Raw genomic sequence first — 15,059 nt, 5'->3', positions numbered from 1 at the left:
CGTCCCTCGCTGCGATCGATGGTTATCGTTGTCGCGGATTTTATCGAGCGACGCGCAGTGCAACCTGCGACGGATATTACAGAAATGCGCGGCTCGACGCAAAACGTGGCACCAGTGATCAACGAGGCTGCCCGAGGCGGAACGCGCCAGCTCGCTTTCATGTCCGCCGTGGCGTCCCTGGTGGCCTCATTTGCTGCGGCGGCCGCTCCGATCCCCCTCTACAACATCTACCGGGCAGAGGACGGGTTCACCAACGCCGGCATCTCGATGGCTGTGGTCGCCTACGCCGTCGGCACCATCGCCGCACTGTTGGTGCTGGGACGACTGTCCAATCATCTGGGCCGCCGGCTCACTGCGATCACTAGCCTCAGCCTGCTGCTGCTGGGCTGTCTGCTGTTGCTGAATGTGCGCGACATCGACATGCTGCTGGCCGGTCGGTTCCTGGTGGGCGTCGGTACCGGGTTGGCCAGCAGCAGCCTGACCTCCTACATCGTCGACGCCGCCCCCAGCAGGCCAGAATGGTTGGCCTCCGTCGCCTCCAGCCAAGGACCGATGCTCGGCCTCACTGTCGGTGCCATCACCTCCGGCGCCTTGGTCCAGTTCGGTCCCTGGCCACGCGACCTCATCTACCTGGTTTGCGTCGGCTTCCTATTACTGTCTGCTACACTTATCGCCATCAGCCCGGAAACAGCAACTCCGACACCGGGCGTTTGGCGATCGCTGTTGCCCCGGGTGAGCGTACCGGCTCAGGTCAGGCATCTGGTCCCTGTAGCGGCGGCGGTGTTCTTGGCCACCTGGTCAACCGGCGCCTTCTACCAAGCCTTCGTGCCTGCGCTGGTCGAAGATCAACTCCACACCCGCAGCTCGCTCATCCTCGGATTGGTGTTCGCCGCCTATATGGCCCCCAGCGTCGTCGGTGCTCCCATTGGCGGCCGATTCACACCCGCGATAGCCCAACGCGTCGGCATGATCACCTTCCTGGCCGGAATGATCGGCATCATCACAGCGATCAACGCCAGCACATTGGCGTTATTCATCATCGCAACCACAGTCGCCGGCGCCGGCCAAGGCATCGCTATCACTGCCGCCACCCGTGGGCTGCTGCACGGCAGCACGCTAGCCGACCGCGCACCGATATTCAGCGCGATCTATCTCCTCTGCTACAGCAGCGCCACCTTCCCCAGCCTCATCTCCGGCAAGCTTTCCAACACCTTCTCGCTACCGCAGATCGCGTTCGGATACGGGGTACTTGCCCTCGGCACCACCCTGTTCACTGTCCTCTCCGCACGCAACCCGCACACTGACACGACCGGAAACAACACCTGCGACAGCTCGTCGACCCCCACGGTCGTGCACGGCGTCAAGGAATCTACTCGATGATCACGGAAGAGCGACACCGTTATCAAATGTGTCCGGTGCTCGATACGCCACGGTCGGAACAAGCGTGTACCGAGGCCGTATCGTTTCCTGCTTTTTGGCTTCGCCCGCGTGTCAGCTCAGCACACATCTAGGTAGAAGATTCGGCCATGTCCCGCGCAGCTCGGCTGCTCATCCAGGAGGAAGAAAGTGACGCTCGATCATCCGATTTTCACTCGCTGGCCGGCGCAGCACCCTGATCGGTTGCAACTCTTTTCCGCCCCGACGCCTAATGGGGTGAAGGTCGGCATCATGCTTGAGGAAACGAGCCTCGCGTACGAGCAGCACCGGATCGACATCATCACGAACGAAAGCCACGACCCGGCCTTTCTCGCGCTCAACCCCAACGGCAAGATTCCCGCAATCTACGACCCCGACGGGCCGAGCGGCACGCCGCTCGCGCTGTTCGAATCAGGCGCGATCCTCCTCTATCTTGCCGACAAGACGGGACAATTTATCTCGGCCGATCCGAACACTCGCTACGAAACGATCCAGTGGGTGATGTGGCAGATGGGCGGAGTTGGGCCGATGTTTGGCCAGGTCGGCTTCTTCAACAAATTCGCCGGCAAGACCTATGAGGACAAGCGCCCGCGCGACCGCTACGCGACCGAATCGGCGCGGCTGCTCGGTGTCCTCGACGAACGGCTCGCGGGCCGCGACTGGGTGATGGGCGTCGACTACAGCATCGCCGATATTTCGCTGCTCGGCTGGGTGCGCAACCTCATCGGCTTTTACGAAGCACGCGAGCTCGTCGGCTTCGACCGCTTTCTTCATGTGAAGGCGTGGCTCGACCGCGGACTTGCGCGTCCGGCAGTGCAGCGCGGGCTGCACGTGTAAGCAGGCTAGAGAGGGTTCGCGAAGAACGAAGCGAGGATATCTATGATTGAAATCACTGCTGACATGGAGGCGATCATCAAGCAGGCGATACTGTCGTTCGTCGCGACAGTCAACGAGGACGGAACGCCCAATCTTTCGCCGAAGGCGTCTTTGACGGTCACAAACGGCGTTCTCTACTTCGCGGATATCGCATCACCGCGGACGATACTGAACTTGAAGCGCAATCCCGCCGTCGAAATTAACGTAGTCGACATCTTCCAGAGGCGCGGTTATCGATTCAAAGGCCGCGCGTTGATACTGCCGCTAGAAGATGACGAGTCTTTGATAGTCGCCGACTGGGTTCGGGCGACGAATGGTCTAGAGTATCCTGTCGATCACGTTGTCAAAATCGAAACCACTTCGATCGCCCCGTTGCTGTCTCCAGCCCATGTCTTTGCCCACCCTCCTCGAAGTCAAGACGAAATCAGGAGCACCTACTACCAAAAGTACGGTGTGAAACCCATGGGGGCATAGGTGCGGGGTCCGCGAAAAACGAAGACCGACCTATAGGCAGAAGGAGAAAGTCCATGAAGATCCGAACCATCATCGCCGCTACCTGCGCCGCCCTCGCCATCTCGATGGCCGGCCCCATCCACGCCCATGATAGCGAAGCGCAAACCGTCACGAAGAACTTCGAGGCGGCCATTCCCAATATCCCTGGCAAGTCGCTGATCGTCGTGGAGGTCGATTATGCGCCCGGCGCGGCCTCCCCGTCCCACACCCACGCGAAGTCGGCTTTCATCTACGCCTATGTGATCTCGGGTGCGATCGAGTCGAAGGTGAATGACGGCGAGACGCGCATCTATCGGGCGGGTGAGAGCTGGTCCGAACCGCCGGGTGCGAGCCATTCGATCAGCCGCAACGCGAGCAAGACCGAGCCGGCGAAGCTGCTCGCTGTGTTCGTCCTCGATACCAATGACCGCACGCTGACGACACCCGTCAAATAAACCTTCAGACGCGTTGAGAGGAACGAGGGTCTTCCGTCGCGAGGCGGAGGGGGTCCTCATCCCACCAAATTTCATCCTGCAACGCCTCAATGGCGACGGTAGGAACTCCCATGGGCGCGCGCTGCCCGAGAAGTTTTCCTTCCTGGCTTTCTGCCGTACCGTCCCAGGAAAGAGCGCTGCGTCTCATCTCGCGACGTATCGAAACGACGATGAGCGTCGGGCGACCGAGGAAGGAAAGTAAACCATGAAGATAATCGTGATCGCGGCACTAGCCTGATTGGCTCGAAGACCGTTGCCATTCTGCGCCAGGGCGGCCACGAGGACGTCGCGGCGTCGCCCAAAGTTGGAGTCAACACCGTCACCGGAGAGGGGCTCAAAGAAGCCATGGCCGGCGCACAGGTGGTGATCGACGTCTCCAATGCGCCTTCATTTGACCCCAGGTGGCGTTGGAATTCGTCGAGACCTCCGGCCGCAACCTTGTCGCGGCGGAGGCCGCGGCAGGCGTTCAGCACCATGTTACGCTATCCATCGTCGGGACGGACTGGTTACCCGACTAAGGCTATTACCGCGCCAAAGTGGCGCAAGAGCAACTGATCGAGGCTTCCGGTATCCCCTACACGATCATCCGCTCGACCCAGTTTCTGGAATTCCTCGGCGGCATCGCCGGGCCTGTTTCAGCCTATCGCGGTTGAGGACGTTGCTGCCGTCATCGCCGAAGTGGCCTGCGCTGATCCGCGAAACGGGATCATCGAGATCGCAGGCCCGGAACGAGCGCCGTTCACCGAAATCGTCGCTTGCTATTTGAAGGCTGTCGGCGACCCGCGCAAGGTCGTGAAAGACCGAAGCGCGATATTTCGGCGGGCGACTCGAGGAAAAGCCGCTCGTACCATTGGGCGAGGCGCGTCTCGGCCGTCTCAATCTCGAGGAGTGGTTACGCCGCTCGCAGAAAAGAGCCTGATCATGCGGTCGCGGGCCGCGTCGACACTGCGCGACTCGGCCACCACTGGCGCAGCCGTGTAAAACTTGTCCCATAGCGCATCCTTCGAATCGTGCGACAAGAATGCACTATCAAAAACTGGGACTAAACACCTAGCCGTTCCCCGCGTGGGCACTGATGGCGTTCTGATCGCCAAGAAGTGCGCAGTGGGTCGTCCGTGATCATTGTTCGCACGATGCCGCGTTGCAGGTTTCGGCTTCAGGTTCCGGCTCGTACTTGCCGCGCGCGCTGTTGGCCCATCGAATTACTTCCTTGATCCCGGTCGCTCCATGTGCCGGTGAGGACAGAACATGGGTCTGCCGATCTCAGCCTCTGCGTCTGCAGTCTCTGCGATGTCGCCCTCGGAAAAGCGCCTCAGATCGCTCTTGTTTGAATTGATGCATTTGCACTCACCGGAACGATGAGGCAGCGGCTCAACGCCAGCGCGCTTGAGCGGGGCGTCACGAGCATCCGCGTCATAGTCTACCATCGGAGCCAGCATCATCCGGCCGCCGTGATTTTCGCTTCGCACGAGGTATTCCGGGAATTTGGCGAGGGTGCTCAGCGGGTCTGCAGCTTCATCCCGTCGCGCGCCGACGATGTAGATAGTGCTTTTGTGTGGGTCGTTCTCTTCGAGCCAACGCATGCCGGGCTCGATCTTGAGGATATAGGAGCACCACTGGTAGCGCTGCGTCGGGAATCCCTTTTTGTCATGAACGGAGCTGGCGGAAGCCGATCGCATTGGTCCGGTAAGGCGCCAAACCAAGCGATCGAACCCATTCCTCCTTTTCGAGGACGCGCTTCTCCCAGCCTTCCGTAGCCCAGCCGGGCCGTAGCTGGCGAAAATGACGAAGCGATTAGTCATGGTGTGGACGTTTCAACCTTTGAGCGCGATTTGGTGGCTGGGTCGTTCTGGTGACGTTTCAACCTCGGATGGCTCAGAGCCGAAAATCTTTAGCCGTATCTCAGTGCTACTGGCTTTTGGACTGGCTGGACAAAGTGCGCGTTGGACTCTGTCCAAGTGCGGCTCCCGCATCGTGCATCATTGGGCACATTTGACGAAACCGACTTCTGTCGCGCCCTCAGCGATGATGGCGATCCTCGATAGGAACGCTTCCGGGTCTCTCATCATATGCGGTGAGGTCGCGTCGGCCAATTTACCGATCTTGCGTTCACCGCTGAGATACCAGATGCTCGCCTTGGCTGCGCTGCCGCGCGGTAAGTTGATATTGTCCTGGTGCACGAGCAACATCGTCAGCGCGCAGCTTGGCAATGCCTATAACCGCCGCCTTGAAATTGAAATTCGCCGAGGATGGTATTGGGTTTTCTCTTGTGAGCGTGGCTCTGGTGATGCGGTCGATTGCTCGTGAAGCTAGCCGGATCCCAGACCGAATCGTCGGCGACAGCCCACGAACCAGCAGTACAAGCGATTGTAGTTCGATTGCCGATCAGCCGTCGTTCCGATCGAATGCCTTAGAACGCCTGCACAGCAATTGCTCCAGAGGGATCGAGGGGCTCCTTAGTTCGAATAGAGCTTACCAAAGCAACCGTTCAGTTTGCGCAGCACACTACAACAACCGCACGAGTCCTTCTCAGCGGATGGTTCGGCGGCACCAACATTCCGGCGAGATGTACGAAAGCGGCCGGCCCTGATCCACACATGTGCCCCGCATACGAGCTTCCACCAATTCGAGATAAAAAAGGTGAAGCAGCAAATTCTCGCTACGGCGAGGGGTATTTCAGCACACTGCTAGTGAGTGCTGGACTAGGTGCGCGCTTGCTACGTTGAGCGCAGAGATCGCCTCGTCGAGTTGCAACACAATTGCCGCCGCCTTGCGAGGCAGCAAGGTGCCTGGCCAAGGGAGTATCGTGTCTCGAAGGATAAACTGCCCGGGATGCGCATTCCCAATGTGCATCGATTCGATGCCCACATTCAATTTTCGCGAAGCAGGGCCTTGGGTTAAATCTCGCCCTGCTGGGCGGAGGAAGTCATTCTCATCGCCGACGCGAGCGAATCGCGGTTTGACTGGAGAAAATCATGAAGCACACGGTGTCACTATTACTTTCCAGCGTTCTTGCTGTCGGCGCGATCACAACGGCGGTATTCGCGCAGCAACCAAAGCTTCCTCCACCGGACGACTGGCATGCGACTGGGCGCTATCTTCCGGAATACACGAGTGATGGTGATCTCGTGCTACCGAAAAACTTTCATGAATGGGTTTATGTTGGCTCGCCTCTGACACCAAACGCATTGAACAATGGGAAAGCAAACTTCCCGGAATTCCACAATGTGTACATCGAGCCGGGTTCGTATGAGATCTATAAGAAGACGGGCGTCTTCCCCGAAGGAACCATATTCGTAAAGGAGCTACAACTTATGCTCCCCGCCGATCGTGCGGACGGTTCGAGGCAAGAACCCTCTGGGCGCGGCTTCTTTCCGGGACCCTTTAACGGGGCCGACGTAACCGTCAAAGACACCAAACGATACCCCGAGACCAATGGCTGGGGTTACTACAACTTCAACCACTTCGAGCCGAAGGCCGCCACCGCCAAGGTCAGGCCACTCGAAGAATGCGCGTATTGTCACATCTCGAGTGCTAAACGCGATGACGTGTGGACGCAGTTTTATGCCCTGCTTGATAGCGTACCCGTCCCCGCCGACCAAAAAAAGAAGTAAGGGGCCGCGATGAAGATCCTCAGGTCGGCGATGGCGGCTTTGTCGGTGCCAATAATTGCAGCGGGCGTTGGATACCTTGTATCGCTGCCAGCGGGTAGTCAGGCCGCCTCTGGGAAGGTTCAACTCGTCGACGCGGCTGGCAATATGCGCATACCGGACGACTACCGCACGAGCTATGAATACCTGGGAAGTTGGTCTGTCGCAGGCGACGAGAAGGGTGCGAAAGAGATGCACACTGTTTACGCCTCGCCGGGAGCTGCGAAGGCTTATCGCGCTACGGGCAAGTTCCCTGATGGATCGGTCTTAGTAAAAGAGGTCCAGAGCACAGCGACTGAAGTCATGACCACGGGCACGGTCAGTCATGTAGATCGTCTCAAGGGCTGGTTCATGATGGTGAAGGACAGCAAGAACAGCCACCCTGACAACAAGCTGTGGGGCAACGGCTGGGGTTGGTCCTGGTTTGATGCCGACAACAAGGTCAAGACCACCTCGAAGGATTTCCGTACTGATTGTCTGGGCTGCCACGTTCCAGCCAAGGCAACGGATTGGATCTATGTCTCCGGATACCCCGAATTGAAGAAGTAGGTGCGGAATCGCGACAAATGGTACGCCGGCCAACAAGGCCGGCTACGAAAGCCAGTGATCGGACCGATTATGAAATCCAGCAAACCTCTTGGGAAATGCCTCTACGGACCGATAATGGTTCTTCTTCTGTCTTTTTTCGCGACTGAGAGGAGTTTGGCGGCGGATACATCGACCGAAAAGAGAATCACCAAGCTATTCCTCACGTCAGGCCTAGTCGATCTTGCAAGAGAAGTGGTAAGATTGCCGCTTCATCGCGGTCGTCTTTCTTCCGGAGAGACCGTTTGGTTTGTTCTCACCGACGTAAGTGATTTCGCTATTTCCAAGAAAATGGGCCTCACATGGGCGCCGAGCCTCAGTAAGGCAAAAGACCTCGCGAGCACGCGGGTTGCGGACATGGATGAGTCCAATAACTTCACCTTCAAATCGGGGCGGGTTGATTTCTCACCGGTTCAAACGTTGACGGCCGGAGAGACGCCAAACTTCTTTCCGCCTAGGTTGGCGCGGGCCGGGTCTGTCGGGGATGCGCACTACAGCCCGTTGGTCCGGATGGCAAACCGTAATGACATTGTTTTCAACGCCCCCATGATCGCCTTCAACGTCGGACCAGAGAAAATCTCGTTCTGCGGCGGCAATCCCGATTACTCGGTTGTGACAGACTCGGTGGCAAGCATCTGCCCTGACAATGGCACCGTCGACTTGAAACTCCGCTTTGGCTTTGCGGACGGCAAGCACCTGCGGTACCTCAGCTTCGACGCCAACTTCGAGGAATCAGCAGCACTCGAGGCATCTACTTTTGCGCCTGCCGAAAGCGACATCCTCCAAAGCGGCGCGACGGAGATTATCTACACAATCGTAAATGGTAGGACCGGTCCGAAGGATCCCGAGCGCCAAGGGCTTAACAGCACGCTCAGTGGCGAAGGCCCTGCACTCGACATCCTTGCGAATTTCAAGGAGATCAGTGCCGGATATTCACCGATGTGGGATGTTCAGTTGGCCGAGTGGACCAAAGAGGCTGTTGAGAACAATCAACGGAACCTGATTACTGACGGTAATGACATTGTGGCAAAAAGCGAAGCTGGCTTATTGGTAAGCCCTGTCGGAGGTCCGGTTAAAACGACCGGACATCTGGTGAACTGCCCAGTCGTGGGTTTCACCAACGAATGATTCTTCGACGAAGGACATTGGCGAGTCTGAGGTTTCACGAAAGCTCTCAACGAGGGTACTGCGCGCGCAGCTTCGCGACTTCGTCGATGCAGATGATCGAATGGTGTCTTTCGGCGAGAGAAAGTGACAAGCAAGAGAACAGCGCGTTCAAGTTTTTTCGATCGGCCGCGAACGTGCCGATGTGATCGTGCGAATTTGAAAGCGGCTGCTAGTAAACTGCACCTGAAATCCGGTCTCAGCCGGGCGCTCGGGGCAGAAGGTGGTTCGGTTCGAGGCGATCGAGCGCTTTGCACACTGGCTGACGGCGGCGTCGTTCGGCGTGCTCGGGTTGACCGGATTGAACATTAATTACTTTCGGGAAGATCGCGTTGCTGCCGCTGGTCGGGCCGGACCTGTTCGCTGACATCTCGCAGATCGCGAAGTACGTACACAACTTCACGAGCTTCGCTTTCGTGGCCGGCCTCGTCCTGATCATGGTGATCTTCTTCAAGGACAATCAGCGGGAGAAAGTGGATATCGATTGGCTCAAGCAGGGCGGCGGATTCATCAAGAACAGGCATGCGCCGGCGGACCGCTTCAATTTCGGCGAGAAGATCGTGTTTTGGCTCTCGATTGCGGCCGGCATCGCCGTATCAGTGTCGGGATTCCTGCTGCTGTTTCCGTTCTACGGGACCGATATCCTCGGCATGCGGCTGGCGCAGGTGGCGCACGCCGTCGTGGCCATCCTGTTCATCGCCCTTATCCTGGCCCACATCTATATCGGCACGGTCGGGATGGAGGGCGCATTCGAGGCGATGGGCACCGGCGAGGTCGATCTCAACTGGGCCAAAGAACATCACGATCGGTGGCTCGCCAAGAAGCTGGCCAGCGAAGGCCGCGACGGACAGCATCGGTGACGGCAGCGGAATGATATGGTGGTTGTTCAGTTGTGGTCGCGATCGGTGCGGCTCTGCGGCTCGCGCCCCCGCAGATAGTCGTTAGTGGTGCGGATGGGCGGGCTCGACACGACGTAGGATTCAAATCCCTGCTCGGCGATGAAGTTGACGCGGCAGTCGGAAGGCCATTCCGGAGGCTTACCGAGAGGGCTGGCGCGAGTTCTCGACGCTGATGCTTTAGGACGGGGAGGGAGAGATCGTGCTCCCTACATGTCTCGTATGTCCAGCCAAACTAGACCCATAACGATGGTTACGATCGGCCGCGGGTGGTGGTTCGCGAAGTCAATCATCTCCCTACCAACCGCGACTATCCCCACCAAAAAGCAGAAGAGGTAGACCAGACAAGGCCAGTCCTTGTGCTTGGTCTCGGCCTTCGACTCGTGCACCTTTAGCACTGTCCATTTGGCTATGCTGTTGTTCATTCTCGGCGCCCCAGACTTTCTTTATCACCTCTTGAGAATATATTTTGGCAGCTGTGAACCCGTTCCCGGCGCACGGTAAGCTGGTGGTGCTTGCCCATCGCCGCGCCAAACGTTACCTATGAACCAGCAATGGAGAGGTTGCCCGTATGGTGGTCAATGCTGATGACGCGCTGCAATTGACAGGTCTGTTCGAGCTGTGAGCAGCGTGGTGATTGGCATCGTTTTGCAAGGCGCCGCAAGTGGGTTTGTCAAAAACGCGGCTTGCGAAGGCCGTCTGAGCTGTCGCCGCGTCAGAGTTGTCTGCCTGTTTTCTCCGCGATGTTGCTGCGGCGATTGAGGCGGCGCCGGAAGCGCTCAGCGGGCGCGGCTACGGCGTCTATGCGCTGCTCGGAATGGAAAGCATCATGAGAACGTTGCTTTGCGCAGACTTCGGACAGTTGCTGCGGGCCGGCGACGATCTCGGGCACATGTTGATTGGCGCGACGCGGGTAATGGTAGTCGGTGGGAGAAGCTGCAGATCGCGCGACGCTACCTCATGCGCCGGCGACTCCACAGAAGCGGTCTGACGTCCGAGCAAGCTGGCGTAGATGACGAGATCCTCCGCCTCATCATCAATGGATATACCCGCGAGGCGGGTGTCCGCAGCCTCGAACGGGAGATCGGCAGGAGCCTGCGCAACGTCGCGGCCCGGATCGCGGAGGGAAGCGCGAGCGCGGTCAGGCTGACCTCGAAGGACATCGGCGCCGTGCTAGGCCAGCCTCGGTTCGAGAGCGAGGTTGCCATGCGGACGAGCGTCACCGGCGTTGCAACGGGTTTGGCGTGGACGCCGGTCGGCGGCGACATCCTCTTCATCGAGGCCACGCGAACGCCCGGCAAGGGCGCTCTCATCCTGACCGGACAGCTGGGCGACGTTATGCGGGAGGGCGCCAAGGCTGCATTGACCCTCGTGAAGACACGGTCGTCGGAGCTCGGCGTTGGCCTCGGCGTGCTTGAGGGAGCGACATCCACATCCACGCGCCCAGTCCCCGCTGGCCGCTGAGCCGCATCATTCATGTTACAACTGAATATATCTAATTCGGCTGCAACCACTACTCGGTCGGTCGCAACTGGATATTTGTTCAGCGTCTTCAGTTGAAGGCAACCAAGATCGAACCGATCAAGACCCCAGATCAGGTTGGAGCGCGGAAGGGCCCTTCACCCCAGTTGCGCAGGCTGGATGCCGGCGTGAGACGGCACTGACCCGCCGTCTCGAAGCCGAGCTGATATGGACCTGAGCAACATAAAGGCGTCTGGACGTGGTAGGCGAGCCGTTCTGGCGTATATCGCGACAAGACCTCGACAAGTTGATGACCACCCTGGACGTCACCTTGGTCACGCTTTCGGAGTGCGCGCTTGCGGCGGGTGCGAACCTGGTGGTCGCCCGCACCAGCGCCTGCGCCATCCACTACTGTCTTCGAGGCGCCGGGTTCATCCTCCTGGACGACGAAACGCCCATACGCCTGACGCCGCACACGCTGGTGATCGTCCCGCCAGGGCGAGCGATGACGGTCGCCGCCACGGAGCACCCGATCGCACGACGGAACGCCGGCAAGCTCGGCGAAGGCGCCTTCGCGCCCGGCTCGTCGCGTCGGCACACTGTCGGAGACGGCGAGCCGACACTGGTGCTTGCGTGCGGGACCTTCCGAGCCAACTACGGACCGGCACTGGACTTGTTCGCATCCCTTGCAACGCCTATTGTCGAAACGTTCGACGTGCACGACCACCTCGACCAGGTGATGGCTTACGCGATGGCCGAGCTCGCGGCTCAGGACGTTGGTGGAGGGCCGATGTCGGCGGCGCTGCTGAAGCTCGTGCTGCTTGCGCTACTTCGGCGCTGCCTGGTGTCGACGAAAGCGTGGGTGGAGCGCTTCTCGATCTTGAGCGACCCCCCGATCGCACGGGCTTTTGCCGAGATGGCGTCTTGCCTGTCATCGCCGCACACCGTTCAAAGCCTGTCGCACGCCGCCGGTCTCAGCCGCTCAGCTTTCATGGCGCGCTTCTCCGCCGCATTCGGAGAGTCGCCCATGTCACTGCTGCGCCGCGTGAGGATGCGCCATGCGGCAGACCTGCTCTCAGCCAACGCGCTGTCGATCGACCAGGTCGCCCTCAACGCCGGCTACCAGAGCCGGAGCAGCTTCACGCGCGCGTTCCGCAGGTACTACGGCAGCGACCCGTCAGAATACCGTACCCGGGCGCAGCGCACCCCGTCCTCAAGCGCCGCACCGGCCGAGGATGCGATCGAGGCGATGCAGCCTGAGCCGGCCGTCACTCCGCGAGAGCGTAGGCACCGTTGTACGCGACCGCGGCGAGGTAGGCCGGCCGCAACTGGAAACGAGCGCACCCAGGCTTAGCGCGAACGGTCCGTCCATCGGCCTGCCAACTCTTCGATGAAGCTCAGTTGAATGTCGGTGCCGGACAGCTCACTGTCGAGCAGATAGTCGCGGCCCCGAGCCAGCGGTCGATGTAGCCAAGGTCGTTCGCGAGCTCGCGCTCGATTTGCGCGTCAATAGGAGGGGCACGTCGCCTAGTCGAGCGGCGTTCACCTTGAGCACGATCACGTAGTCGATGATCGCCTTGGATTCCGTGACGGTTTGTCGGCCGTCCGTGATGATCGGAGACCTGCCAGCGGGTGGACCGCCTTCAATTCCTCGGGCACGCCGTTCGTCTGCGCGTTGCGTTTGTAGAACTTGATTTCGTAGGGCAGCCCCAGCCCGTGGAGTAGCCACGGCATGCGTTGAGACGTCGAGTTGTTCAGGACGACGTTCGGTCACGGTCGAGGCGATCGGCCATCTCGAGGGCCACGCCAACTCAGTCGCGACGAATCCCGACGCATCAACCTGAACGACGACGCCGTTTGTCGCTGCCCGCGGCTCGGGGCCGCTCCACCAGCTTAATCCCGGCTGTTCCCGGAGCCTGGTTCGTTGCCACGATTGCCTTCATGGTAATTTTCTCCTCGGTCGTTTGTCTCTTTGCTGGATATGTTCCAGCGATAAAAAGGCCGTTCAACATCTAATGGCAGGGGCCATGGGTAGTAACCAGGACCAACCCAGCCGTCGCCCCAAAGCTTGTTTCCTGGAAATCGGCCGACGTTGTCTTTCACCATGACGAACCAGCCAGCGAGGGTGCCGGTACTGCTTACGGTTCCGGTTGTCACAATGCATTCACGCAGTGATAAAACGATAAGTGCCATAACGCAAAGGGCCTCGTCAGCAGCGCCGTATAGGCAAGCAGAAAGGCTGCGCGGAGTGCGCCTCAGCCAAGCACGAGCCAAGCCTGGTTGAAGGAGCCGCTGCATAGCGCTTATTGCACGTTTCTCAACCTCGTGAAGCATCATAGTAAAGAGTCGACGGTCCATCGATTCGAGCCGGCGAGACCCAGAAATAGGGCGCAGCACATCGCGGCGAATACAGAGTAGTCGAATGGCGACTTGATCCCAAACGAAATCGCCATGGCTGAACCGAATAGGAAGAGCAGGCCCGCGCCGCCGAAAGCCGCCCACCGCAGCGCGAGTCCGAGTACCATCGTAACGCCAAATAGGAGCTCCAGCACCGTCGCGCCCACGCCGAGAAAGGGTATCATCCATGCTGGTGCGAACGCATTTACCTTGGCCGCGTAGCCCAAGAATCGCTCGAATGTTCCCCAAGAAACTCCGCGTTCGCCTGGATTGCCGTAGAACCCGAGCCGGTCGCTGACCGACAACAGGAACGAGACCCCCAGTGCCGCGCGGCTTCCCAGCGAAAGAAGATCGAGGGCAAGAGAAGCTCGTTGCTCCGCGGATTGCAGCTTGAGCATGGGTTGGCCACACGAAGTGCGCAGGACGCCACGAAGCGTTTCGGTTGTTGCTATCAGAACGCAATCCTACGTGTGGGTGGGGCGGGAACCTTGGGGATCGGTACTGTGAGCGCGCCGTTGCCGACACTCGAAATGAAGACGACAAGGAGGCGCGCCGGCAACGTCAGACTGGCATTGCGCGAAACCGAATGCCCCTGCTTCGGCGCTTCGAACCAAAACTGGCCGCGACGGTAAGTCACGAGACTGGATTCACCACCCAGCTGAGAGATGACCTCGCCGTCAAGCACATACACAAAAACAGCCGCCGGATGTTGATGCGGAGCCGAGGCGGCGCCGGGCGGATACTCCAGGAGCATCGCCGTGAGCTTCCGCCTAGTCCCTCCCGATCCCAGCGTCTGCTCGAGGATCACCTCGAGGATTGCAGCTATGCGGACAAGGCACCCCGCCGAAATGGTCGAGAGCAGCCGGAGTGGTTGCTTGCTTATCCGGCGTTTCCAGTGTTCAGTCGTTTCGGCCATTCTTGTGTTGGTGTTCGCCATGGCAGACTCGTCTAGTTGTGGCGGCCATGTGAGCTGATTAGATTGGTCCAAGAGAAGAGCCAATTTCATGAAACTTCGTGCAACGAACAGCGTGACCTCGCTTCCTGAACTGCTCGAGCAGCGGCTTGACCAGTGACACATCAGCGTCCACCACATTTGCGGTCGGGCCGGATGGAGCCGCTCCACTGATCTACGCGAGCGGCGCCGCGGCGCCGGCGACCAGTAAGACGGCGAAAGCCAGACCGACAGTCCTCGGTAATTTCATGGGGGTCTCCTTTGCTGCTCGCACGCGGCACGGTGACTCGGCGCAACGGTTTCAATCGCTGTCGAGGTGGCCGCGCGTGCTCGGGCGGCCCAGCGGACCCGAGAATCGGACACAGCCGACGAAATTAGAAAATTCCACTTGGGCATGCATTCGAAGGACGCAAAGAGCGGCTCGCCGGAAACCACGTCGACGTAGAGGCCAGGCTCCTTGTTGTCCCAGTATTCGTTGACGAAGGGGCGCTCGGTCCCGTCAGTTTGCGTGACGCGGTATTGCTCGGGAGTCAACTTCGAGACCGCTTCGGGGTTTTTCCTGTAGGTCGGCATTCGCGTACCCCTTTCGTACAGCATTGAAGATAGGCACGGGATGGTCGACCGTCCAATCACCTCCGCTATCGAAACGATGCCATGCGGATCGACCCCCGAGGTG

Annotated in this window: 15 protein-coding genes and 4 pseudogenes; 11 read left to right on the top strand and 8 right to left on the bottom strand. The window is 59.4% G+C overall.

Features of this window, described 5'->3' with window-relative positions; genetic code table 11:
• Nucleotides 1-18: 18 nt before the first annotated feature.
• From ACVJGD_RS21425 to ACVJGD_RS21405, 5 genes and pseudogenes are all read left to right on the top strand, one after another.
• Nucleotides 19-1,380 carry an MFS transporter gene (locus ACVJGD_RS21425; protein WP_456636190.1) on the top strand — a complete coding sequence of 454 codons (1,362 nt, stop codon included), beginning with the start codon at nucleotides 19-21 and terminating at the stop codon, nucleotides 1,378-1,380.
• Nucleotides 1,381-1,566: 186 nt separating this feature from the next.
• Entirely contained in the window at nucleotides 1,567-2,253 is a 687-nt protein-coding gene (locus ACVJGD_RS21420; RefSeq protein ID WP_456636189.1) for a glutathione S-transferase N-terminal domain-containing protein, read from the top strand.
• Between the two features lie 42 nt (nucleotides 2,254-2,295).
• On the top strand, nucleotides 2,296-2,766 hold the full coding sequence (locus ACVJGD_RS21415) for a pyridoxamine 5'-phosphate oxidase family protein (protein ID WP_456636188.1): 471 nt from the start codon (nucleotides 2,296-2,298) through the stop codon (nucleotides 2,764-2,766).
• 53 nt (nucleotides 2,767-2,819) lie between these two features.
• Nucleotides 2,820-3,239 (top strand): cupin domain-containing protein, encoded by a 420-nt coding sequence (locus tag ACVJGD_RS21410; protein ID WP_456636187.1) that lies wholly within the window; start codon nucleotides 2,820-2,822, stop codon nucleotides 3,237-3,239.
• Nucleotides 3,240-3,483: 244 nt separating this feature from the next.
• Nucleotides 3,484-4,197, top strand: a pseudogene (locus ACVJGD_RS21405) (SDR family oxidoreductase).
• A gap of 283 nt (nucleotides 4,198-4,480) precedes the next feature.
• Here the strand turns inward: ACVJGD_RS21405 and ACVJGD_RS21400 are convergent.
• Together ACVJGD_RS21400 and ACVJGD_RS21395 are read right to left on the bottom strand one after the other, a co-directional pair.
• Nucleotides 4,481-4,861 carry a hypothetical protein gene (locus ACVJGD_RS21400; protein ID WP_456636186.1) on the bottom strand — a complete coding sequence of 127 codons (381 nt, stop codon included), beginning with the start codon at nucleotides 4,859-4,861 and terminating at the stop codon, nucleotides 4,481-4,483.
• A 396-nt stretch (nucleotides 4,862-5,257) separates the two neighbouring features.
• The gene (locus tag ACVJGD_RS21395; protein ID WP_456636185.1) at nucleotides 5,258-5,467 is read right to left on the bottom strand and encodes a hypothetical protein; all 210 of its coding nucleotides are present in this window, start codon (nucleotides 5,465-5,467) and stop codon (nucleotides 5,258-5,260) included.
• Nucleotides 5,468-6,253: 786 nt separating this feature from the next.
• Here ACVJGD_RS21395 and ACVJGD_RS21390 point away from each other — a divergent pair.
• The 3 genes from ACVJGD_RS21390 (at nucleotide 6,254) to ACVJGD_RS21380 (ending at nucleotide 8,641) form a co-directional block, all read left to right on the top strand.
• Nucleotides 6,254-6,892 carry a cytochrome P460 family protein gene (locus tag ACVJGD_RS21390; protein WP_456636184.1) on the top strand — a complete coding sequence of 213 codons (639 nt, stop codon included), beginning with the start codon at nucleotides 6,254-6,256 and terminating at the stop codon, nucleotides 6,890-6,892.
• 9 nt (nucleotides 6,893-6,901) lie between these two features.
• Nucleotides 6,902-7,477, top strand: a complete 576-nt coding sequence (locus ACVJGD_RS21385; RefSeq protein WP_456636183.1) for a cytochrome P460 family protein — start codon at nucleotides 6,902-6,904, stop codon at nucleotides 7,475-7,477.
• 114 nt (nucleotides 7,478-7,591) lie between these two features.
• Nucleotides 7,592-8,641, top strand: a complete 1,050-nt coding sequence (locus ACVJGD_RS21380) for a DUF7482 domain-containing protein (RefSeq protein WP_456636182.1) — start codon at nucleotides 7,592-7,594, stop codon at nucleotides 8,639-8,641.
• A gap of 147 nt (nucleotides 8,642-8,788) precedes the next feature.
• On the opposite strand, the gene ACVJGD_RS21375 is transcribed toward ACVJGD_RS21380, so the two are convergent.
• The gene (locus tag ACVJGD_RS21375; protein WP_456636181.1) at nucleotides 8,789-8,986 is read right to left on the bottom strand and encodes a hypothetical protein; all 198 of its coding nucleotides are present in this window, start codon (nucleotides 8,984-8,986) and stop codon (nucleotides 8,789-8,791) included.
• A 23-nt stretch (nucleotides 8,987-9,009) separates the two neighbouring features.
• Here ACVJGD_RS21375 and ACVJGD_RS21370 point away from each other — a divergent pair, with 23 nt between their 5' ends.
• The 3 genes and pseudogenes from ACVJGD_RS21370 to ACVJGD_RS21360 all read left to right on the top strand — a co-directional run bounded on the left by ACVJGD_RS21370 (nucleotide 9,010) and on the right by ACVJGD_RS21360 (nucleotide 12,388).
• The gene (locus tag ACVJGD_RS21370; protein WP_456636180.1) at nucleotides 9,010-9,537 is read left to right on the top strand and encodes a formate dehydrogenase subunit gamma; all 528 of its coding nucleotides are present in this window, start codon (nucleotides 9,010-9,012) and stop codon (nucleotides 9,535-9,537) included.
• 966 nt (nucleotides 9,538-10,503) lie between these two features.
• Nucleotides 10,504-11,033 (top strand): annotated as a pseudogene (locus tag ACVJGD_RS21365) (S16 family serine protease); the annotation flags it as partial.
• Nucleotides 11,034-11,344: 311 nt separating this feature from the next.
• A complete protein-coding gene (locus tag ACVJGD_RS21360; protein ID WP_456636179.1) occupies nucleotides 11,345-12,388 on the top strand; it encodes an AraC family transcriptional regulator in 1,044 nt (347 codons plus the stop codon).
• A gap of 403 nt (nucleotides 12,389-12,791) precedes the next feature.
• Here ACVJGD_RS21360 and ACVJGD_RS21355 read toward each other — a convergent pair.
• The 5 genes and pseudogenes from ACVJGD_RS21355 to ACVJGD_RS21335 form a co-directional block, all read right to left on the bottom strand.
• Nucleotides 12,792-12,977, bottom strand: a pseudogene (locus ACVJGD_RS21355) (NADP-dependent oxidoreductase); the annotation flags it as partial.
• Nucleotides 12,928-13,227 (bottom strand): hypothetical protein, encoded by a 300-nt coding sequence (locus tag ACVJGD_RS21350; RefSeq protein ID WP_456640599.1) that lies wholly within the window; start codon nucleotides 13,225-13,227, stop codon nucleotides 12,928-12,930. The gene ACVJGD_RS21350 and the pseudogene ACVJGD_RS21355, both read right to left, overlap by 50 nt.
• Nucleotides 13,228-13,367: 140 nt before the next feature.
• A complete protein-coding gene (locus tag ACVJGD_RS21345; protein WP_456636178.1) occupies nucleotides 13,368-13,829 on the bottom strand; it encodes a hypothetical protein in 462 nt (153 codons plus the stop codon).
• Between the two features lie 53 nt (nucleotides 13,830-13,882).
• On the bottom strand, nucleotides 13,883-14,368 hold the full coding sequence (locus ACVJGD_RS21340; protein ID WP_456636177.1) for a cupin domain-containing protein: 486 nt from the start codon (nucleotides 14,366-14,368) through the stop codon (nucleotides 13,883-13,885).
• A 420-nt stretch (nucleotides 14,369-14,788) separates the two neighbouring features.
• Nucleotides 14,789-14,956 (bottom strand): annotated as a pseudogene (locus tag ACVJGD_RS21335) (peptide-methionine (R)-S-oxide reductase); the annotation flags it as partial.
• Between the last annotated feature and the right edge of the window lie 103 nt (nucleotides 14,957-15,059).

The sequence above is a fragment of the Bradyrhizobium sp. USDA 10063 genome (assembly GCF_054063735.1).
The sequence above is the reverse complement of the archived record's forward strand: the minus strand, read 5'-3'. Positions and strand labels throughout refer to the sequence as shown.

What these genes read in the sequence shown, in the direction of transcription:
- ACVJGD_RS21425 (WP_456636190.1), top strand. Translation starts at nt 19, where the DNA reads ATGGTTATCGTTGTCGCGGATTTTATCGAGCGACGCGCAGTGCAACCT.
- ACVJGD_RS21415 (WP_456636188.1), top strand. Translation starts at nt 2,296, where the DNA reads ATGATTGAAATCACTGCTGACATGGAGGCGATCATCAAGCAGGCGATA.
- ACVJGD_RS21410 (WP_456636187.1), top strand. Translation starts at nt 2,820, where the DNA reads ATGAAGATCCGAACCATCATCGCCGCTACCTGCGCCGCCCTCGCCATC.
- ACVJGD_RS21400 (WP_456636186.1), bottom strand. Translation starts at nt 4,861, where the DNA reads ATGCGTTGGCTCGAAGAGAACGACCCACACAAAAGCACTATCTACATC.
- ACVJGD_RS21395 (WP_456636185.1), bottom strand. Translation starts at nt 5,467, where the DNA reads ATGTTGCTCGTGCACCAGGACAATATCAACTTACCGCGCGGCAGCGCA.
- ACVJGD_RS21390 (WP_456636184.1), top strand. Translation starts at nt 6,254, where the DNA reads ATGAAGCACACGGTGTCACTATTACTTTCCAGCGTTCTTGCTGTCGGC.
- ACVJGD_RS21385 (WP_456636183.1), top strand. Translation starts at nt 6,902, where the DNA reads ATGAAGATCCTCAGGTCGGCGATGGCGGCTTTGTCGGTGCCAATAATT.
- ACVJGD_RS21380 (WP_456636182.1), top strand. Translation starts at nt 7,592, where the DNA reads ATGGTTCTTCTTCTGTCTTTTTTCGCGACTGAGAGGAGTTTGGCGGCG.
- ACVJGD_RS21375 (WP_456636181.1), bottom strand. Translation starts at nt 8,986, where the DNA reads ATGTTCAATCCGGTCAACCCGAGCACGCCGAACGACGCCGCCGTCAGC.
- ACVJGD_RS21360 (WP_456636179.1), top strand. Translation starts at nt 11,345, where the DNA reads ATGACCACCCTGGACGTCACCTTGGTCACGCTTTCGGAGTGCGCGCTT.
- ACVJGD_RS21350 (WP_456640599.1), bottom strand. Translation starts at nt 13,227, where the DNA reads ATGGCACTTATCGTTTTATCACTGCGTGAATGCATTGTGACAACCGGA.
- ACVJGD_RS21345 (WP_456636178.1), bottom strand. Translation starts at nt 13,829, where the DNA reads ATGCTCAAGCTGCAATCCGCGGAGCAACGAGCTTCTCTTGCCCTCGAT.
- ACVJGD_RS21340 (WP_456636177.1), bottom strand. Translation starts at nt 14,368, where the DNA reads ATGGCGAACACCAACACAAGAATGGCCGAAACGACTGAACACTGGAAA.